Source organism: Enterobacter sp. 301B (genome assembly GCF_003850715.1).
GTDB classification, from domain to species: Bacteria; Pseudomonadota; Gammaproteobacteria; order Enterobacterales; family Enterobacteriaceae; genus Enterobacter; species Enterobacter intestinihominis.
Genome location: NZ_PQTC01000005.1, coordinates 151,417 through 166,497, shown reverse-complemented (window position 1 = coordinate 166,497; position 15,081 = coordinate 151,417). Strand labels below are relative to the sequence as shown.

The following is a 15,081-nucleotide window of genomic DNA, read 5'->3' as shown; positions in this document are numbered from 1 at the left end:
CTCTTGTATTGCAGGTGTCGTCTTGCTTTCTTTTATTATGCAGTTTTGGTGCGGATCAGGTAATCAAACGAGCTCAGCGACGCTTTCGCACCTTCACCGGTAGCGATGATGATCTGCTTGTACGGGACGGTGGTGCAGTCGCCCGCCGCAAATACGCCCTTCACGCTGGTTTCGCATTTCGCATCGATGATGATCTCGCCCATGCGGTTGCGCTCGATTGCGCCTTCCAGCCAGGTGGTGTTTGGCAGCAGGCCAATCTGAACGAAGATCCCCGCCAGCGCTACGCTGTGGATATCGCCACTCACGCGGTCACGGTATTCCAGACCGGTCACTTTGCTGCCGTCGCCTTTCACTTCTGTCGTCTGGGCATTGAGCACAATGTCGACGTTATTCAGGCTACGCACTTTATCCTGCAGCACCTGGTCCGCTTTCATCTCAGGGGCAAACTCCAGCAGGGTAACGTGTTCAACAATTCCCGCCAGATCGATAGCCGCTTCCACACCGGAGTTACCGCCGCCGATCACCGCTACGCGTTTACCTTTGAACAGCGGGCCGTCACAGTGCGGGCAATAGGTCACGCCTTTGGTGCGATACTGATCTTCGCCCGGCACGTTCATGTTGCGCCATTTCGCGCCAGTGGCAATGATCACGCTGCGCGCCTTCAGCACCGCGCCGGACGCCGTTTCAATCTGGTGCAAACCACCCTCGACCGCGGCCGGAACCAGCTTGCTGGCGCTCTGGCTGTCAATGACATCCACGTCGTAGTCGCTGACGTGCGCTTTCAACGCCCCGGCCAGCTTCTGGCCTTCGGTTTTCGGCACGGAAATGTAGTTTTCAATGTCTACGGTATCCAGAACCTGACCACCGAAACGCTCGCCCATCAGACCGGTACGGATCCCTTTACGTGCGGAGTAAACCGCTGCCGCCGCGCCCGCCGGACCGGAGCCAACAATCAGCACGTCGTACGCATCACGTTGGTTCAACTCTTCCGCCGCACGTTTTTCTGCGCCGGTATCCACTTTGGCGATGATTTCGGTCAGCGTCATACGCCCCTGGCCGAACTCCTGACCATTCAGGTAAACCGCCGGAACGCCCATCACGTTGCGCTCGGTGATTTCGTTCTGGAACGTACCACCGTCAATCGCCGTGTGCTTAATGCGTGGGTTGAGCACTGACATCAGGTTCAGCGCCTGCACCACGTCCGGGCAGTTGTGGCAGGAGAGCGAGTAATAGGTTTCAAACTCAAAATCACCGTCGATATCGCGGATCTGCTCCAGCAGCGCCTGCGCTTCTTTTGACGGATGACCACCGGTCCACAGCAGCGCCAGCACCAGGGACGTAAATTCGTGCCCCAGCGGAGAACCCGCGAAACGCGGCCCCTGGTCAGACCCTGGGTTGGCGATCAGGAAAGAAGGCTTACGGACTGCCAGCGTGTTGTCTTCTTTGAAGGTCACTTTCGGCGACAGCTCAGCAATATCTGTCAGCAGCGCTTTGATTTCTGCCGATTTCGCGCTGTCGTCCAGCGTGGCAATCAGCTCAACAGGTTTGGTCAGTTTCTCAAGGTAGGCCTTGAGCTGGGTTTTCATGTTAGTGTCGAGCATTATTCTTCCCTCTCTTAAAACGTCATCATGCAAGCCGCCTTATACGGGCTGCCTGAATGCAACTTGCATCATGGTGCTGGAATGAAATGGGCGCGGGTGCGCCCATTGATTGCCGGGTGGCACTTCGTTTACCCGGCCTACGATACTGTAGGCCTGTGCAAGCGTAGCGCCGCCAGGCTTTACAGACTTAGATCTTGCCGACCAGGTCCAGAGATGGCGCCAGCGTCGCTTCGCCTTCTTTCCATTTCGCCGGGCACACTTCGCCTGGGTGAGAAGCAACGTACTGAGCCGCCTTCACTTTGCGCAGCAGGTCAGATGCATCACGGCCGATACCTTCAGCGGTAACTTCGATAGCCTGGATAATGCCCTGCGGGTCAACAACGAAGGTCGCACGGTCAGCCAGGCCTTCATCTTCACGCATATTGTCGAAGTTACGGGTCAGGGCGCCAGTCGGGTCGCCGATCATCGCGTATTTGATTTTCGCGATAGTTTCAGAGCTGCTGTGCCACGCTTTGTGGGTGAAGTGGGTATCGGTAGAAACAGAGTAAACGTCTACGCCCAGCTTTTGCAGTTCTTCGTAGTGGTCTGCAACGTCGCCCAGTTCGGTCGGGCAAACGAAGGTGAAGTCAGCCGGATAGAAGAAGAACACGCTCCAGCGGCCTTCGGTATCTTTCTCAGTAACTTCGATGAACTCACCGTTTTTGAACGCCTGGTTTTTGAAAGGTTTAATTTTGGTGTTAATCAAGGACATCTGTACTTCCTCCGTGTTTTCGTTGAGGTGTAAGGTAACCAACTTTGTTCATCGGGGCTAATGCGTATGCTTTATCAAATCAATCAGCCAAACCTTACAACAGCAACAAGACAGCAAGGTGAACCTTTTACAGGAAAGCCTGAAAGTAAAAAGGCCGCCTCAACGGGCGGCCCTGATACCTGAATTCCCCGCAGGTACATTCAGTGCCAGCCGAAGCTGGCGTTGCGTTGCGCTCTACATACCTTGTATCAAGGCCGTAACAGCGGTTTGATTACAGCACCCCTGCGCGCAATGAGCAATGCATAAGAGGGATAGTCCTGCCTATGGCTGTGATAGGCAGATTCGAACAGGTCATTGAAACATTATAAATTTAATTTCATTATGGGTTTCACGCTATATATAAACGCCATTTGTCATTCAAATAATTCAATCACACTTTAAAGATAAAATTATCTTAATAACTCTTGAAGATATGTTTCAATAATCCAAAGCCGTGATATATTAAGATCACTTAAATTTTAAATTAAGCGAGTTATTCACACGGATTGTAAAGGGTAACTACACTCTGTCGTACTCCATGGTGTGATAACGACAGCAAACTCAACTCACTCAGGACGAAACATGGCAAACCTCTACGACCTAAAAAAATTCGATCTCAATCTGTTAGTTATCTTCGAATGCATTTACCAACATCTCAGTATCAGTAGGGCTGCCGAGACGCTTTATATCACACCATCCGCCGTCAGCCAGTCGCTGCAACGCCTGCGCGGTCAGCTTGATGACCCCCTGTTTATCCGTTCAGGGAAGGGAATCACGCCCACCACGGTAGGTACCAACTTGCATCATCATCTGGAAAAAAATCTCAATCAGCTTGAGCAGACGATCAACATGATGCATCACTCGGACATCAAGAAAAAGTTCGTTATCTATTGCACTCAAATGGTGTCTCCTGGTTCGATGCTGGAACCGTTGAAGCTTTTAATATCTGAGGAAAATTATGAGATAGAACAAAGAGATATGCTTATTTCCTCCGAATCAGCGGAAGATTTGTTGGCCTATCGTAAAGCCGATCTCATCTTCTCTATCGCACCTATCCACAATCGCTCTGTGGTCTGCACCCACTTCACTACGGTGCCGATAGCCTTAATCTGTAGAGCAGACCACCCAAGGCTCGCTGACACAGCCACGGTGGACGCGCTATACCAGGAGAAATTCACTTTTTACCAGAGTGCTCATCCGGGTGTAAAAGAGTTCCAGAGTCGGGCCAATGACGCTTTTCCGGAAAGAAATATTGCTTTTCGCACCGACTCCCTTAGCTCTCTCATCTCTATGGTCAGTTCATCTGATTTGTTAGGCTATATCCCCGTGTCGATCTATGAAACATTTAAAGAATCTTTGAAATTAAAAAGGCTTGAGCCACCGTTTGCGCTGCCTGAATTAAAGATCTATATGCTCTACGGCCGTTCATCACTGAATAGCTCTGTTTTTTCAACATTCATTGAAAAAATGCATAAGCTCTGCGTTTCTCCGCCGTCTGCGTAAAATACATTTGCATGGTGAATATAATTAAAGCGAACCGAAAAAAATGACTCCGTGAAATTAAGGATAAATAATTCCATAATATCGTTTTGATTTTCCCAAGACATTTAACACGCAGGACGCGATTAATCATGTCGAACTATAAAATCCCTTTACAGGAAAATGTTTTAGACGCTTCTGCGGAACGCATACACTGGACGCTTAACAATTTCCCCAAGGTATGCGTTTCCTTTTCCGGTGGAAAAGATTCTACCGTGATGCTGCATCTTGTTGCCCAGAAAGCACGGCAATTAAAGCGAAAAATAGACGTCATCTTTCTGGACTGGGAAGCGCAATTCTCGTCGACCATTCAGCATGTTGACGCTATGAAAACGCTCTATCGGGATGTTATCCACCAGTTCTGGTGGGTAGCGCTTCCGCTCACGACCCAGAACGCCCTGTCACAGTTTCAACCTGAATGGCAGTGCTGGGAACCCGGGACAAACTGGGTTCGCCAGCCACCAGAAGATGCCATTACCGATTATCACTATTTCGATTTTTATCAGCAGGGAATGACGTTTGAAGCCTTCGTGCGCGAGTTTGCCGAATGGTATGCGCAAAGACGTCCTGCCGCAGTCATGGTGGGGATCCGCGCCGATGAATCTTACAACCGCTTTCTGGCTATAGCGTCGGCGCGTAAGCAGCGCTTTTCTGACGATAAACCCTGGACGACCGTCGCCCCGGGTGGGCACGCCTGGTATATCTACCCACTGTACGACTGGAAAACCGCCGACATCTGGACGTGGTTCGCGAAATCAAAATGTTGCTATAACCCGTTATACGACCTGATGTACAAGGCGGGGGTGCCGCCGCGTTATATGCGCATCTGCGAACCGTTTGGTCCGGAACAGCGTCAGGGCTTATGGCTCTATCATGTCATTGAACCCGAACGCTGGGCGGCTATGTGTGAACGCGCCTGCGGCGTGCGAAGTGGAGGTATTTATGCCGGGCACGATAACCATTTTTATGGCCACCGGAAGATCCTGAAACCTGACCATCTCGGCTGGCGCGAATACGCCATGCTGCTACTCGACAGCATGCCGCAAAATACGGCGGAACATTACCGAAATAAAATCGCAATTTATCTCCACTGGTATCAAAAGCGAGGCCTGGACGATATTCCCGATACGCAGGAGGGTGACATTGGCGCAAAAGATATCCCTTCCTGGCGACGCATTTGCAAGGTTTTACTCAACAATGACTACTGGTGCCGGGCTCTCTCATTTAGTCCAAACAAACCTAAACACTATCAACGCTACAGCGAAAGAGTGAAAGCCAAACGCAAGGAATGGGGGATTTTATGCAGCAGCAAATAATCAGAGAAATGCAGACGTACCTGCAGGCCCTTTCTGAAGAAGAGAAAATCGGCGCTATTAATGCCTTTCGCCAGGCATTACACGAAATCAGCCCTTTTAATAATCAACCCGTCGACTGCGTATTGTGGATAAAACAGACTGACATCACCGCCAATGACTACAACCCAAATAATGTCGCTCCGGCGGAGAAGCGGTTGCTCAGCAAATCACTGGAGCTGGATGGATTCACACAACCTATCGTTGTGACGGAAAATGCGCCTGAGAGCTATGAAATTGTCGATGGATTCCATCGCCATGAGCTTGGCAGTCATCGGGCTATTCTGAAGCGTCAACTTAAAGGTTACCTCCCTGTTACCTGCCTGCGTAAAGCACGTCAGGAAAAGTTCGATCGCATGGCTACAACCATTCGTCACAACCGCGCGCGTGGACGCCACCAGATCAATGCCATGTCAGAAATCGTGCGAGAACTGGTGCTTATGGGCTGGAGTGAGCAGAAAATTGGCCTGGAGTTGGGTATGGACAGCGATGAAGTGCTGCGACTGAAGCAAATCAACGGTCTGCTGGAACTCTTCGCGGACCGTCGTTTTTCAGAAGCCTGGACGGTTGAATAGTCAGAGCGAATTTAAGCGCGCAGCCGCTGCCAGCAGCGTCGCCTCCTGCTTCGCAAAGCAAAGACGAATCAATTTATGCGGGAAGGGATCGGCGCAGAACACCGACAGCGGAATGGCCGCCACGCCCACCTCTTTCGTCAGCCACTGGCAAAAACTGACATCATCCAGATCGGAAATCGCGCTGTAGTCCGCCAGCAGGAAGTAGGTGCCTTCGCATGGCAGGATCTCCAGCCGACTCTCGCTCAAGGCAGTCACAAACCGATCCCGCCGCGCACGGTAAAAAGCTGGCAGGTCCCGGTAATGTTCAGGTTCAGCGCGCAGCATATCCGCCAGCGCCAGCTGGGCGGGTGTGTTTACGGCAAACGTCAAATACTGGTGCACTTTACGCAGCTCAGCACTGATGGCGGCGGGCGCCACGCAGTACCCTACCTTCCAGCCGGTCATATGGTAGGTTTTCCCAAATGATGATACCGCGATTGCGCGCTCGCGAAGCTTTGGATGCGCCAGCACGCTGGCATGACCCTCTTCGGCAAAGCAGATGTGCTCATACACCTCGTCGCTCAGAACATAGATTTCACGTTCGGCGATGGCCTGCCACAGGGCGGCAAAATCGCTTTTCTGCCACACCGTCGCCGATGGGTTGTGTGGCGTATTCAGGATCACCAGCCGGGTTTTATCGCTCAGCAGCGCGGCAAACGCCTGCCAGTCCGGACGAAAATGCGGCGGCTGGAGCGCCACGCGTTTCACCACGCCACCGGCCAGTTCAATCGCCGGGGCGTAGCTATCGTAGCTCGGGTCAAAACAAATCACCTCATCGCCCGTACGCACTAGGGCGGTTATCGCCGCATACAGCGCTTCGGTGGCCCCTGCGGTTACCGTGATATCGCTGTTCGCGTCAGGCTTATGGCCGTATAACTCCGCCGTTTTATCCGCAATGGCTTCACGCAACGCCTGCACGCCGGTCATCGGCGCATACTGGTTGGCTCCCTGCGCAACGTGGTACGCCAGACGCTCCTGCAAATATTTCGGCCCGTCAAAATCCGGGAAACCTTGTGAGAGGTTAATGGCGTTGTGCTGCTGCGCCAGGGCGCTCATCTGCGTAAAAATCGTCGTGCCGAGATTCGGAAGTTTACTCTGCGGGATCAACGGGTTATTGCTCATTGTAGTGTGCCTGCCTGTAATACTTATGTTGCTGACACTATAACACGATGTTAGTCTTTGGCAATCAAGACGCTTAGACGTCTAAATGATATAAATATTCCTGACCGAGAGGGTAAAAGGAAATGACAGACAACCTGCAACTCACACACCTGGTCGAGGCCTGCCGCTGGATTGGCGCTAAAGGCTGGGCGCCCGCTACCGGCGGCAATATGTCCGTGCGTCAGGATGAACATCTGTGCTGGCTGAGCGAATCCGGAAAAGACAAAGGCAGCCTGACCACCGCCGATTTTCTACAGGTTGAAATCGCCACCAACCGTGCGCCTTCTGGCCGTAAACCGTCGGCAGAGACCGGGCTGCATACCCTCATCTATCGCCTGTTCCCGGAGGCTAACGCCGTCCTGCACGTTCACACCGTCAATGCCACGGTGCTGTCGCGGCTGGTCAACGAGACCGAGCTGAAGATCTCCGGCTTCGAGATGCAAAAATCCCTTACCGGGCAGACCACGCATCGGGATACGGTGGCCATCCCGGTGTTTGATAATGACCAGGACATCGACGCCCTCGCCTCTCGCATCGCCCATTACGCGCAGGAACGCCCGCTTAATTATGGTTTTCTTCTGCGCGGTCATGGCTTAACCTGCTGGGGACGCGACGTGGCCGAAGCCCGCCGTCATCTGGAAGGTTTAGAATTCTTATTTGAATGCGAAATGCGTTTACGACAATGGGAGAGAGTATGATTCGCGCGATTGTGACGGATATTGAAGGGACCACCAGCGATATCCGTTTTGTCCATGATGTTTTGTTCCCTTACGCGCGTGAGCGGCTGGCGGCCTTTGTGACCGCGCAGCAGTACGCCGAGCCGGTCAAATCGATTCTGGACAACCTGCGCGATGAAATCAGCACTCCGCATGCCAGCGTCAGCGATCTCATCAACGTGCTGTTTACCTTTATGGATGAAGACCGCAAATCGACGGCGCTCAAAGCCCTGCAAGGCATCATCTGGCAGGACGGTTACGTCAACGGTGACTTTACCGGCCATCTCTACCCTGATGTACTGCCCGCGCTGGAAAAATGGAAGGCACAAGGGATTGATCTCTATGTTTATTCCTCTGGCTCCGTCGCCGCGCAGAAACTGTTATTTGGCTACAGCGACGAAGGTGATATTACTCATCTGTTCAGCGGCTATTTTGATACCCGCATCGGTGCCAAGCGTGAGGTGCAGTCTTATCAAAATATTGCGGCGCAAACGGGCATCGCCCCGTCGCAGATCCTGTTCCTGTCGGATATTCATCAGGAGCTGGACGCGGCTGAACAGGCGGGTTTTCGCACCCTGCAACTGATACGCGGTGAAGATGACGGCGCAAGCCATCACCATCAGATCCACCAGTTTGACGAGATTAACCCGGAGCAGATCCCTTCATGAGCGCATTGACCATTTATTCCGATAAAGACGCCAGTAAGCACCTGTGGCACAGCACCAACGCCGCCGAGATTGCCCAACAGCTCAACGCCAAAGGCGTGCGGTTTGAACGCTGGGCGGCAGACCGTGATTTAGGGCAGGATCCCGCGCCCGAAGCCGTGATCGAAGCGTATCAGCATGCAATCGACAAGCTGGTGGCAGAGAAAGGTTATCAGAGCTGGGACGTGATTAGCCTTCGCGCCGACAATCCGCAGAAAGAGGCGCTGCGCGCGAAGTTTCTCAACGAGCACACTCACGGCGAAGACGAAGTGCGCTTTTTCGTGGAAGGGGCGGGACTATTCTGCCTGCACATCGGCGATGAGGTGTATCAGGTGCTGTGCGAGAAAAACGACCTGATTTCCGTACCCGCAGGCACGCCGCACTGGTTTGACATGGGTTCAGAGCCGAACTTTACCGCCATTCGTATTTTCGACAATCCGGAAGGCTGGGTTGCCCAGTTTACGGGCGATGCAATCGCGGATGCGTATCCACGCCTGGCCTGATCTTTTCTCCCTACCCCGCAAAGTAATGCGAGCACCGTGCTATCCCCTCGCCCCTCTGGGGAGAGGGTTAGGGTGAGGGGAACATACGGCTCAGGTGGTCAGTTCCATACTCAGGCATTAATTAAATACTGGCGATAATCCTCTGCACATCTGCGCCAACCAGCCTCGCCAGATGCACAAACTCCACCACGTCCAACCTACGCTCACCGTTTTCCACTTTAGCAATAAACGATTGTGGTTTTCCCAGTGCCTCCGCAAGCTGCGCCTGAGTCATCCCCTTCTCTTTACGCGCTTTCTTCAACGCATTGATAACACGCTGGTATTCATCCGAGTAAACTGAAGCCATTGTTCCGATTCCATACAAATATCCTGAAATCGAATATCCTCCCGTTGCCTTTTTATCCCAAAATAGGATAATTGAGCACGTAACGAACACATGTAAGGAGGACACAATGCAACATCAGAACTGGCACCCGGCCGATATTATCGCTGCACTAAAGAAACATGGAACAAGCCTGGCTGCGTTGTCCAGAAAGGCTGGCCTTTCCTCATCCACACTGGCAAATGCGCTTACCCGACCATGGCCTAAAGGTGAATTGCTTATCGCTCAGGCGCCAGACATTCCACCCGATGTGATATGGCCGGAAAGATACTTTGATGAAAAGGGAGAGCGAGTATTTCGTCAGATGAGGAATACCAAAAAGAGAAATCTGTCTTCAACATAATCAATGAATTCTCCCCCCTCACCCCAGCCCTCTCCCTCAAGGGAGAGGGGGTCTAAGGGCACTACCGTTTCAGCCCTTTCACATACCCCACCAGCTGATCCAACACCACGCCCCACCCTTCGTGGAAGCCCATCTGTTCATGCTGCTCGCGGATTTCCTTCGTTGGGTGACGCGCAATCGCCGTGTAGCGGGTCTTGCCCTCCCCCACATCTTCCAGCAGCAGGATCGCTGTCATAAACGGCTTTTCAGCCGGCTTCCAGCCCTCAGTATAGCCATCGGTAAAGACCAGCTTGTTCCCCGGATCGATTTCAAGAAATACGCCCCGGTTATCCATCCGCTGCCCGTCCACCTCAAACACGGTATTGAACCGCCCACCCACACGCAGATCGAGGTCGCATTCAGTCACCTTATGGGGAGCAGGAATGAAGAAGTTTTTGATGTGCTCCGGTGTGGTCCAGCAGAGCCACAGCAGGTCGCGCGGTGCGTCCACCACGCGTTCAAGTTTTAAGTCTGTTTCAGGATCGAGCGTCACGATAACGTCCTCTAAAGGGAACCCCTTACAAGGATAGTCCCACTCAGGCGAATTTCCCTTTCGCTACCTCTTCAGGGGTGACCACGCCCGTATCCAGCACCCAGCCGCTAATCAGCGAGGCGGGGGTAACGTCAAACGCCGGGTTATAGACCTGCGCCTCTTGCGGCGCCCACTGCACCGCGCCAAAGCTTCCCGCCACGCCCGTCACTTCGCTGGCCGCGCGCTGCTCAATCGGGATCGCGTCACCGTTCGGGCAGTCCCGGTCGAGGGTCGTTTGCGGGGCGGCGACGTAGAACGGAATACCGTGGAACTTCGCCAGCACCGCCAGGGAATAGGTGCCGATTTTGTTCGCCACGTCGCCGTTGGCGGCAATGCGGTCTGCCCCCACCCACACGGCATCCACCTGCCCTTTTGCCATCAGGCTGGCGGCCATGGAGTCAGTAATCAGCTGATACGGCACGCCCAGCTCGCCCAGCTCCCATGCGGTCAGCCTGCCGCCCTGCAACAGCGGACGGGTTTCATCCACCCAGACGTTGCTGACGTTGCCTGCCTGATGCGAGCGGGCAATCACCCCTAGCGCCGTCCCGACGCCCGCCGTTGCCAGCCCGCCGGTATTGCAGTGGGTCAGCAGGCGGCTGCCGGGCTTCACCAGCGCGCTACCCGCTTTCGCAATCGCGTCGCAAAGCCGTTTGTCTTCATTAATCAGGCGCAGCGCTTCAGCCACCAGCGCCGGAACGAACGCTTCCTGCCAAAGCGCAATCTTCATGCGGTCGAGATTGTTCATCAGGTTCACCGCCGTCGGGCGGGAGGCACGCAGGGTCTCCAGCGCCGCCGCCAGCTCGTCGCGGCTTTTACCGCTTTCCGCTAACAGCGCCAGCAGCAGGCTTGCAGAGAGACCAATCAACGGCGCGCCACGCACGCGCAGAGCGTGGATATGCCCAACCAGCGCCTCCACCGTCGAGGCATCCAGCCAGCGTTTCTCCTGCGGAAGCGCCTGCTGGTCGAGAATATAGAGCTGATTATTCGCCACCCGCAGGCTGGTCGTCTGTAATGTCTGCATGTCGTTAATTCCCTGTTGCGTTGTTGTAGCACATTGTGTCAGGATGAAATCCAGATGTATAGACGTCTACATGTCTTAATTAGCAAAACTGAGGAGCAGGCCATGTCGCAATACCGTACCTTTACCGCTCAGGACGCCGTGGAGTATGCCAGGCAGTTTGGCGGACTTGACGATCCGTCATCGCTGGTGGAGGCGCAGGAAATCGGCGACGGTAACCTCAATCTGGTCTTTAAAGTTTTCGACCGCGCGGGCGTGAGCCGCATCGTCGTTAAGCAGGCGCTGCCCTACGTACGCTGCGTCGGCGAATCCTGGCCGCTGACGCTGGATCGCGCCCGTCTTGAAGCGCAAACTCTGGTCGAGCATTACCAGCACAGCCCGCAGCACACGGTGAAAATCCACCACTTTGACCCGGAACTGGCGGTGATGGTGATGGAAGATCTCTCCAGCCATCGCATCTGGCGCGGCGAGCTGATCAGAAATAATTATTACCCACAGGCGGCGCGTCAGCTGGGGGAATATCTGGCTCACACCCTGTTCCACACCAGCGATTTTTATCTGCATCCGCACGAGAAAAAAGCGCAGGTAGCGAAATTCATCAACCCGGAGATGTGCGAGATCACCGAAGATCTTTTCTTCAACGATCCGTACCAGATCCACGCGCGCAACAGCTACCCGGCCGAGCTGGAAAACGATGTTGCCGCCCTGCGCGACGACGCCCAGCTTAAAATCGCCGTGGCCTCCCTCAAGCACCGCTTTTTCTCGCACGCCGAAGCCCTGCTGCACGGAGACATTCACAGCGGTTCGATTTTTGTGGCCGACGGCAGCCTGAAGGCCATCGACGCTGAGTTCGGCTATTTCGGGCCGATTGGCTTTGACGTTGGCACTGCCATCGGCAACCTGCTGCTGAATTTCTGCGGCCTGCCGGGGCATCTGGGCATTCGCGATGCCGCCGCCGCGCGCGAGCAGCGCCTGACCGATATTCAGGAACTGTGGAACACCTTCGCGGAGCGCTTCCAGGCGCTGGCGAATGAGAAAACGCGCGACGCCGCGCTGAGCGCGCCGGGCTATGCCTCTGCGTTCCTGAAAAAGGTCTGGCATGACGCCATCGGATTCTGCGGCACCGAGCTGATTCGCCGCAGCGTCGGGCTTTCCCATGTGGCGGATATCAACACCATTCAGGATGAAGCGATGCGTCACGAATGCCTGCGCCACGCGATATCCCTCGGCAAGGCGCTGATTGTGATTGCCGACCGCATCGACAGCGCGGAAGAGCTGGTCGCGCGGGTGCGGCAGTACAGTTGAGAACGTTTGCCCGGTGGCGCTGCGCTTACCGGGCCTACGGGTGCAAAATGTAGGCCGGGTAAGGCGAAGCCGCCACCCGGCAAAAACTCACCCCAGATACTCAATCACTGACATCCCACCGTTATAATCCGTGCTGTAAATAATCCCCTGCGCATCCACAAACACGTCGCACGACTGGATCACCTGCGGGCGATTGGGCCGCGTATCCATCATCTTTTCCGGCGCCGCGGGCACCAGCGCCCCCGTTTCTACCGGGCGATACGGATTGGAAATGTCATACGCGCGCACGCCCGCGTTCTGGTACGTCGCGAAGATCAGCGTTGAGCTGACAAAGCTCCCCGGCCGGTTCTCGTGCAGGTTGTGCGGGCCGAAATGCGCCCCTTTCGCCACGTAGTCGGTTTCATCCGGCTGCGGGAAGGTAGAAATGCTCACCGGGTTCGACGGCTCGCGGATATCAAACAGCCAGATCAGCTTCTCGCCGTCCTGCTGGTTATCCAGCACCGCCTCGTCCAGCACCACCAGCAGGTCGCGATCCGGCAGCGGAAGCGCGGTGTGCGTCCCGCCGCCAAACGGCGGGCTCCAGTTACGGTGGCTAATGAGCTTAGGCCGGGTGCGGTCCTTCACGTCCAGCAGCGTCAGGCCACCGTCGCGCCAGCTGCCGTACGCGGTATCGCCTGCAATAATCGCATGGTGCAGGGCGTAGCGTTTGCCTTCCGGCCAGTTCGGCTGTTCGCCTTCGGCCTGATTCATCCCCGGCAGCCACCAGCGTCCCGCCACTTCAGGCTTGCGCGGGTCCGCCAGATCGATGGTCAGAAAGATGTAGTCGGTAAAGCCGTCTATCAGCGCTGAGACATACGCCCAGCGGCCACCGACGTACCAGATGCGGTGAATGCCGATGCCGCTCAGCGATAAAAAGCCTATCTCGCGTGGCCTGTCCGGTGTGGAGATATCAAAGACGCGAAGCCCGGCGCTCCAGCCTTTATCCTGCACGTCACTGACGGTCTCCCCCACCTGGCGGGTGTAGTAGACCTTCTCGTCGGCAAAACGCGCATCGGCAAACAGATCCCGGGCGTTGATCACCAGCAGCAGGTCGTCATGCGCCTGGAGATGCACATTCCAGGTACCCGGCGGCGCAGGCACGTATCCTGCGGCTTTTGGTTTTTTCGGGTCGCGCACGTCCACTATCGAAAAGCCCTGCGACACCATATGGCCGATATAGGCGAAACCGCGGTGTACCATCAGCTGCACGCCGTCCGGGCGACCGCCCTGATCGCTATGGCCAATCAGCCGCATATTGCGGCTGTATTCGGGTTGAGGTAATGCAGACATGTATAAGTCCTTTCGCCGGATGGCGGCTGCGCCTTATCCGGCCTACAACACCGTAGGCCCGGTAAGCGAAGCGCCACCGGCCATTATTTTGACCTGGCTTCCAGCGTCGCAAACCACGGCGCAACAAAATCTTCCGTCTGGCCCCAGCCCGGAATGATTTTCCCCAGAGACGCCACGTTCACCGCGCCCGGCTGGGCGGTCAGCAGCGCCTGCGGAATGGCCGCCGCCTTGAAATCGTAAGTGGCAGGCGTCGCTTCTCCGGCAATCTTATTGGCAATCAGGCGTACGTTGGTCGCGCCAATCAGCTTCGGATCCACCGCCACGCTCACTGCCCATGGGCTACCCGGCTCGCGCATCAGCTGTAAATCCTGGTTGGAGATGTCGATGCTGTAGAGTTTGATCTCGGTTCGGCCGTTCTCTTTCAGCGCCTTATACGCGCCCTGGCTGAAGGCATCCCAGGTACCCCAGATGGCATCGATTTTACCTTTCGGGTATTTCGCGAGGATCGCGCCCACCTTGTTGGCAGTGTCGCCCTGCACGTCAGAGGAGACCGCGCCGATGGACTCCAGCTCTTTAATCTCCGGGTACTGCTTTTGCAGTTCTTTGTAGGCCGCCTGACGGCGCTCCATCGGCGGGAAGCCCGCGACCCATAGCTTGACGATATTGGCCTTGCCGTTGAAATCTTTCGCCAGCTGGCCGAAAGAGAGGTTGGTCAGGGAGGCATCGTCCTGCTGGGTAACGGTTACGCCCGGGATCTCGCCGTTCACAGCGGTATCAAACACCGAAACTTTGATCCCGGCATCCACCGCCTTCTTCACCAGCGCGGTGGAGTACGGATCGCGCCCCTGAGAGAGAATAATCCCGTCGTATTTCTGGCTGATGGCCTGGTTAACGAAATCCTGGAATTTGGCGTCGTCCCCGTTACTTAAAAAGGTGCTGACCTTAAAGCCGAGCTTTTTCCCTTCCTGAATCGCCCCGGCAACAAACTGCGTGGTGTTGTCGTCCGAGCCCAGGTTGCGGATCACCGCGATGCGGATCGGGCCGTCATGGCTGGCAATGGCGGTCGGAACCGGCGCGGGGGTAGCCGCCAGGCCCGGCAGAGAAGTGAGTAGCCCAAGAGCTACCAAAGAGAGCGCAATCTTTTTCATTTATT

At 55.2% G+C, this 15,081-nt stretch carries 16 protein-coding genes; 8 read left to right on the top strand and 8 right to left on the bottom strand.

The features are described from left to right. Window positions 1-35 precede the first annotated feature (35 nt). A complete protein-coding gene (gene ahpF, locus C3451_RS07720) occupies window positions 36-1,601 on the bottom strand; it encodes an alkyl hydroperoxide reductase subunit F (protein ID WP_045621824.1) in 1,566 nt (521 codons plus the stop codon). Window positions 1,602-1,788: 187 nt separating this feature from the next. Further along, on the bottom strand, window positions 1,789-2,352 hold the full coding sequence (gene ahpC / locus C3451_RS07715) for an alkyl hydroperoxide reductase subunit C (protein WP_014882974.1): 564 nt from the start codon (window positions 2,350-2,352) through the stop codon (window positions 1,789-1,791). A gap of 621 nt (window positions 2,353-2,973) precedes the next feature. Between ahpC and C3451_RS07710 the strand changes: the two genes are divergently transcribed. From C3451_RS07710 to C3451_RS07700, 3 genes are all read left to right on the top strand, one after another. Then, complete coding sequence (locus tag C3451_RS07710) at window positions 2,974-3,894, top strand: LysR family transcriptional regulator (RefSeq protein WP_022647411.1); 921 nt, start codon at window positions 2,974-2,976, stop codon at window positions 3,892-3,894. Between the two features lie 128 nt (window positions 3,895-4,022). Continuing rightward, window positions 4,023-5,246 (top strand): phosphoadenosine phosphosulfate reductase, encoded by a 1,224-nt coding sequence (locus C3451_RS07705; protein WP_045308962.1) that lies wholly within the window; start codon window positions 4,023-4,025, stop codon window positions 5,244-5,246. After that, entirely contained in the window at window positions 5,231-5,857 is a 627-nt protein-coding gene (locus tag C3451_RS07700; protein WP_032624678.1) for a ParB/RepB/Spo0J family partition protein, read from the top strand. The genes C3451_RS07705 and C3451_RS07700 overlap by 16 nt, the downstream gene beginning before the upstream one ends. On the opposite strand, the gene C3451_RS07695 is transcribed toward C3451_RS07700, so the two are convergent. Next, window positions 5,858-7,018 carry a pyridoxal phosphate-dependent aminotransferase gene (locus C3451_RS07695; RefSeq protein WP_045622235.1) on the bottom strand — a complete coding sequence of 387 codons (1,161 nt, stop codon included), beginning with the start codon at window positions 7,016-7,018 and terminating at the stop codon, window positions 5,858-5,860. Between the two features lie 122 nt (window positions 7,019-7,140). Between C3451_RS07695 and C3451_RS07690 the strand changes: the two genes are divergently transcribed. The 3 genes from C3451_RS07690 to C3451_RS07680 are packed head-to-tail and all read left to right on the top strand — an operon-like array spanning window position 7,141 to window position 8,980. Beyond that, a complete protein-coding gene (locus C3451_RS07690) occupies window positions 7,141-7,755 on the top strand; it encodes a methylthioribulose 1-phosphate dehydratase (RefSeq protein ID WP_022647407.1) in 615 nt (204 codons plus the stop codon). Next, window positions 7,752-8,441: an acireductone synthase gene (mtnC, locus tag C3451_RS07685; RefSeq protein WP_022647406.1), complete on the top strand. Its 690-nt coding sequence runs from the start codon at window positions 7,752-7,754 to the stop codon at window positions 8,439-8,441. The genes C3451_RS07690 and mtnC overlap by 4 nt, the downstream gene beginning before the upstream one ends. Further along, window positions 8,438-8,980, top strand: a complete 543-nt coding sequence (locus C3451_RS07680) for an acireductone dioxygenase (protein ID WP_045622236.1) — start codon at window positions 8,438-8,440, stop codon at window positions 8,978-8,980. The genes mtnC and C3451_RS07680 overlap by 4 nt, the downstream gene beginning before the upstream one ends. A gap of 121 nt (window positions 8,981-9,101) precedes the next feature. Here C3451_RS07680 and C3451_RS07675 read toward each other — a convergent pair whose 3' ends face one another. Beyond that, a complete protein-coding gene (locus C3451_RS07675; protein ID WP_023299573.1) occupies window positions 9,102-9,326 on the bottom strand; it encodes a helix-turn-helix transcriptional regulator in 225 nt (74 codons plus the stop codon). Between the two features lie 106 nt (window positions 9,327-9,432). Between C3451_RS07675 and C3451_RS07670 the strand changes: the two genes are divergently transcribed. Then, window positions 9,433-9,705: a helix-turn-helix transcriptional regulator gene (locus C3451_RS07670; RefSeq protein WP_032624682.1), complete on the top strand. Its 273-nt coding sequence runs from the start codon at window positions 9,433-9,435 to the stop codon at window positions 9,703-9,705. Window positions 9,706-9,766: 61 nt separating this feature from the next. Here C3451_RS07670 and C3451_RS07665 read toward each other — a convergent pair whose 3' ends face one another. Beyond that, the gene (locus C3451_RS07665; RefSeq protein ID WP_045622238.1) at window positions 9,767-10,237 is read right to left on the bottom strand and encodes an SRPBCC family protein; all 471 of its coding nucleotides are present in this window, start codon (window positions 10,235-10,237) and stop codon (window positions 9,767-9,769) included. Between the two features lie 43 nt (window positions 10,238-10,280). After that, the gene (gene mtnA, locus C3451_RS07660; RefSeq protein ID WP_045622240.1) at window positions 10,281-11,297 is read right to left on the bottom strand and encodes an S-methyl-5-thioribose-1-phosphate isomerase; all 1,017 of its coding nucleotides are present in this window, start codon (window positions 11,295-11,297) and stop codon (window positions 10,281-10,283) included. A 102-nt stretch (window positions 11,298-11,399) separates the two neighbouring features. Between mtnA and mtnK the strand changes: the two genes are divergently transcribed. Further along, on the top strand, window positions 11,400-12,599 hold the full coding sequence (gene mtnK / locus C3451_RS07655) for an S-methyl-5-thioribose kinase (protein WP_045622241.1): 1,200 nt from the start codon (window positions 11,400-11,402) through the stop codon (window positions 12,597-12,599). 87 nt (window positions 12,600-12,686) lie between these two features. Here the strand turns inward: mtnK and C3451_RS07650 are convergent, their stop codons facing one another. Then, window positions 12,687-13,928 (bottom strand): LVIVD repeat-containing protein, encoded by a 1,242-nt coding sequence (locus tag C3451_RS07650; protein ID WP_023299569.1) that lies wholly within the window; start codon window positions 13,926-13,928, stop codon window positions 12,687-12,689. 83 nt (window positions 13,929-14,011) lie between these two features. Further along, window positions 14,012-15,076, bottom strand: coding sequence for a sugar ABC transporter substrate-binding protein (locus tag C3451_RS07645; RefSeq protein WP_023299568.1), 1,065 nt, complete (start codon window positions 15,074-15,076; stop codon window positions 14,012-14,014). Window positions 15,077-15,081 lie beyond the last annotated feature (5 nt).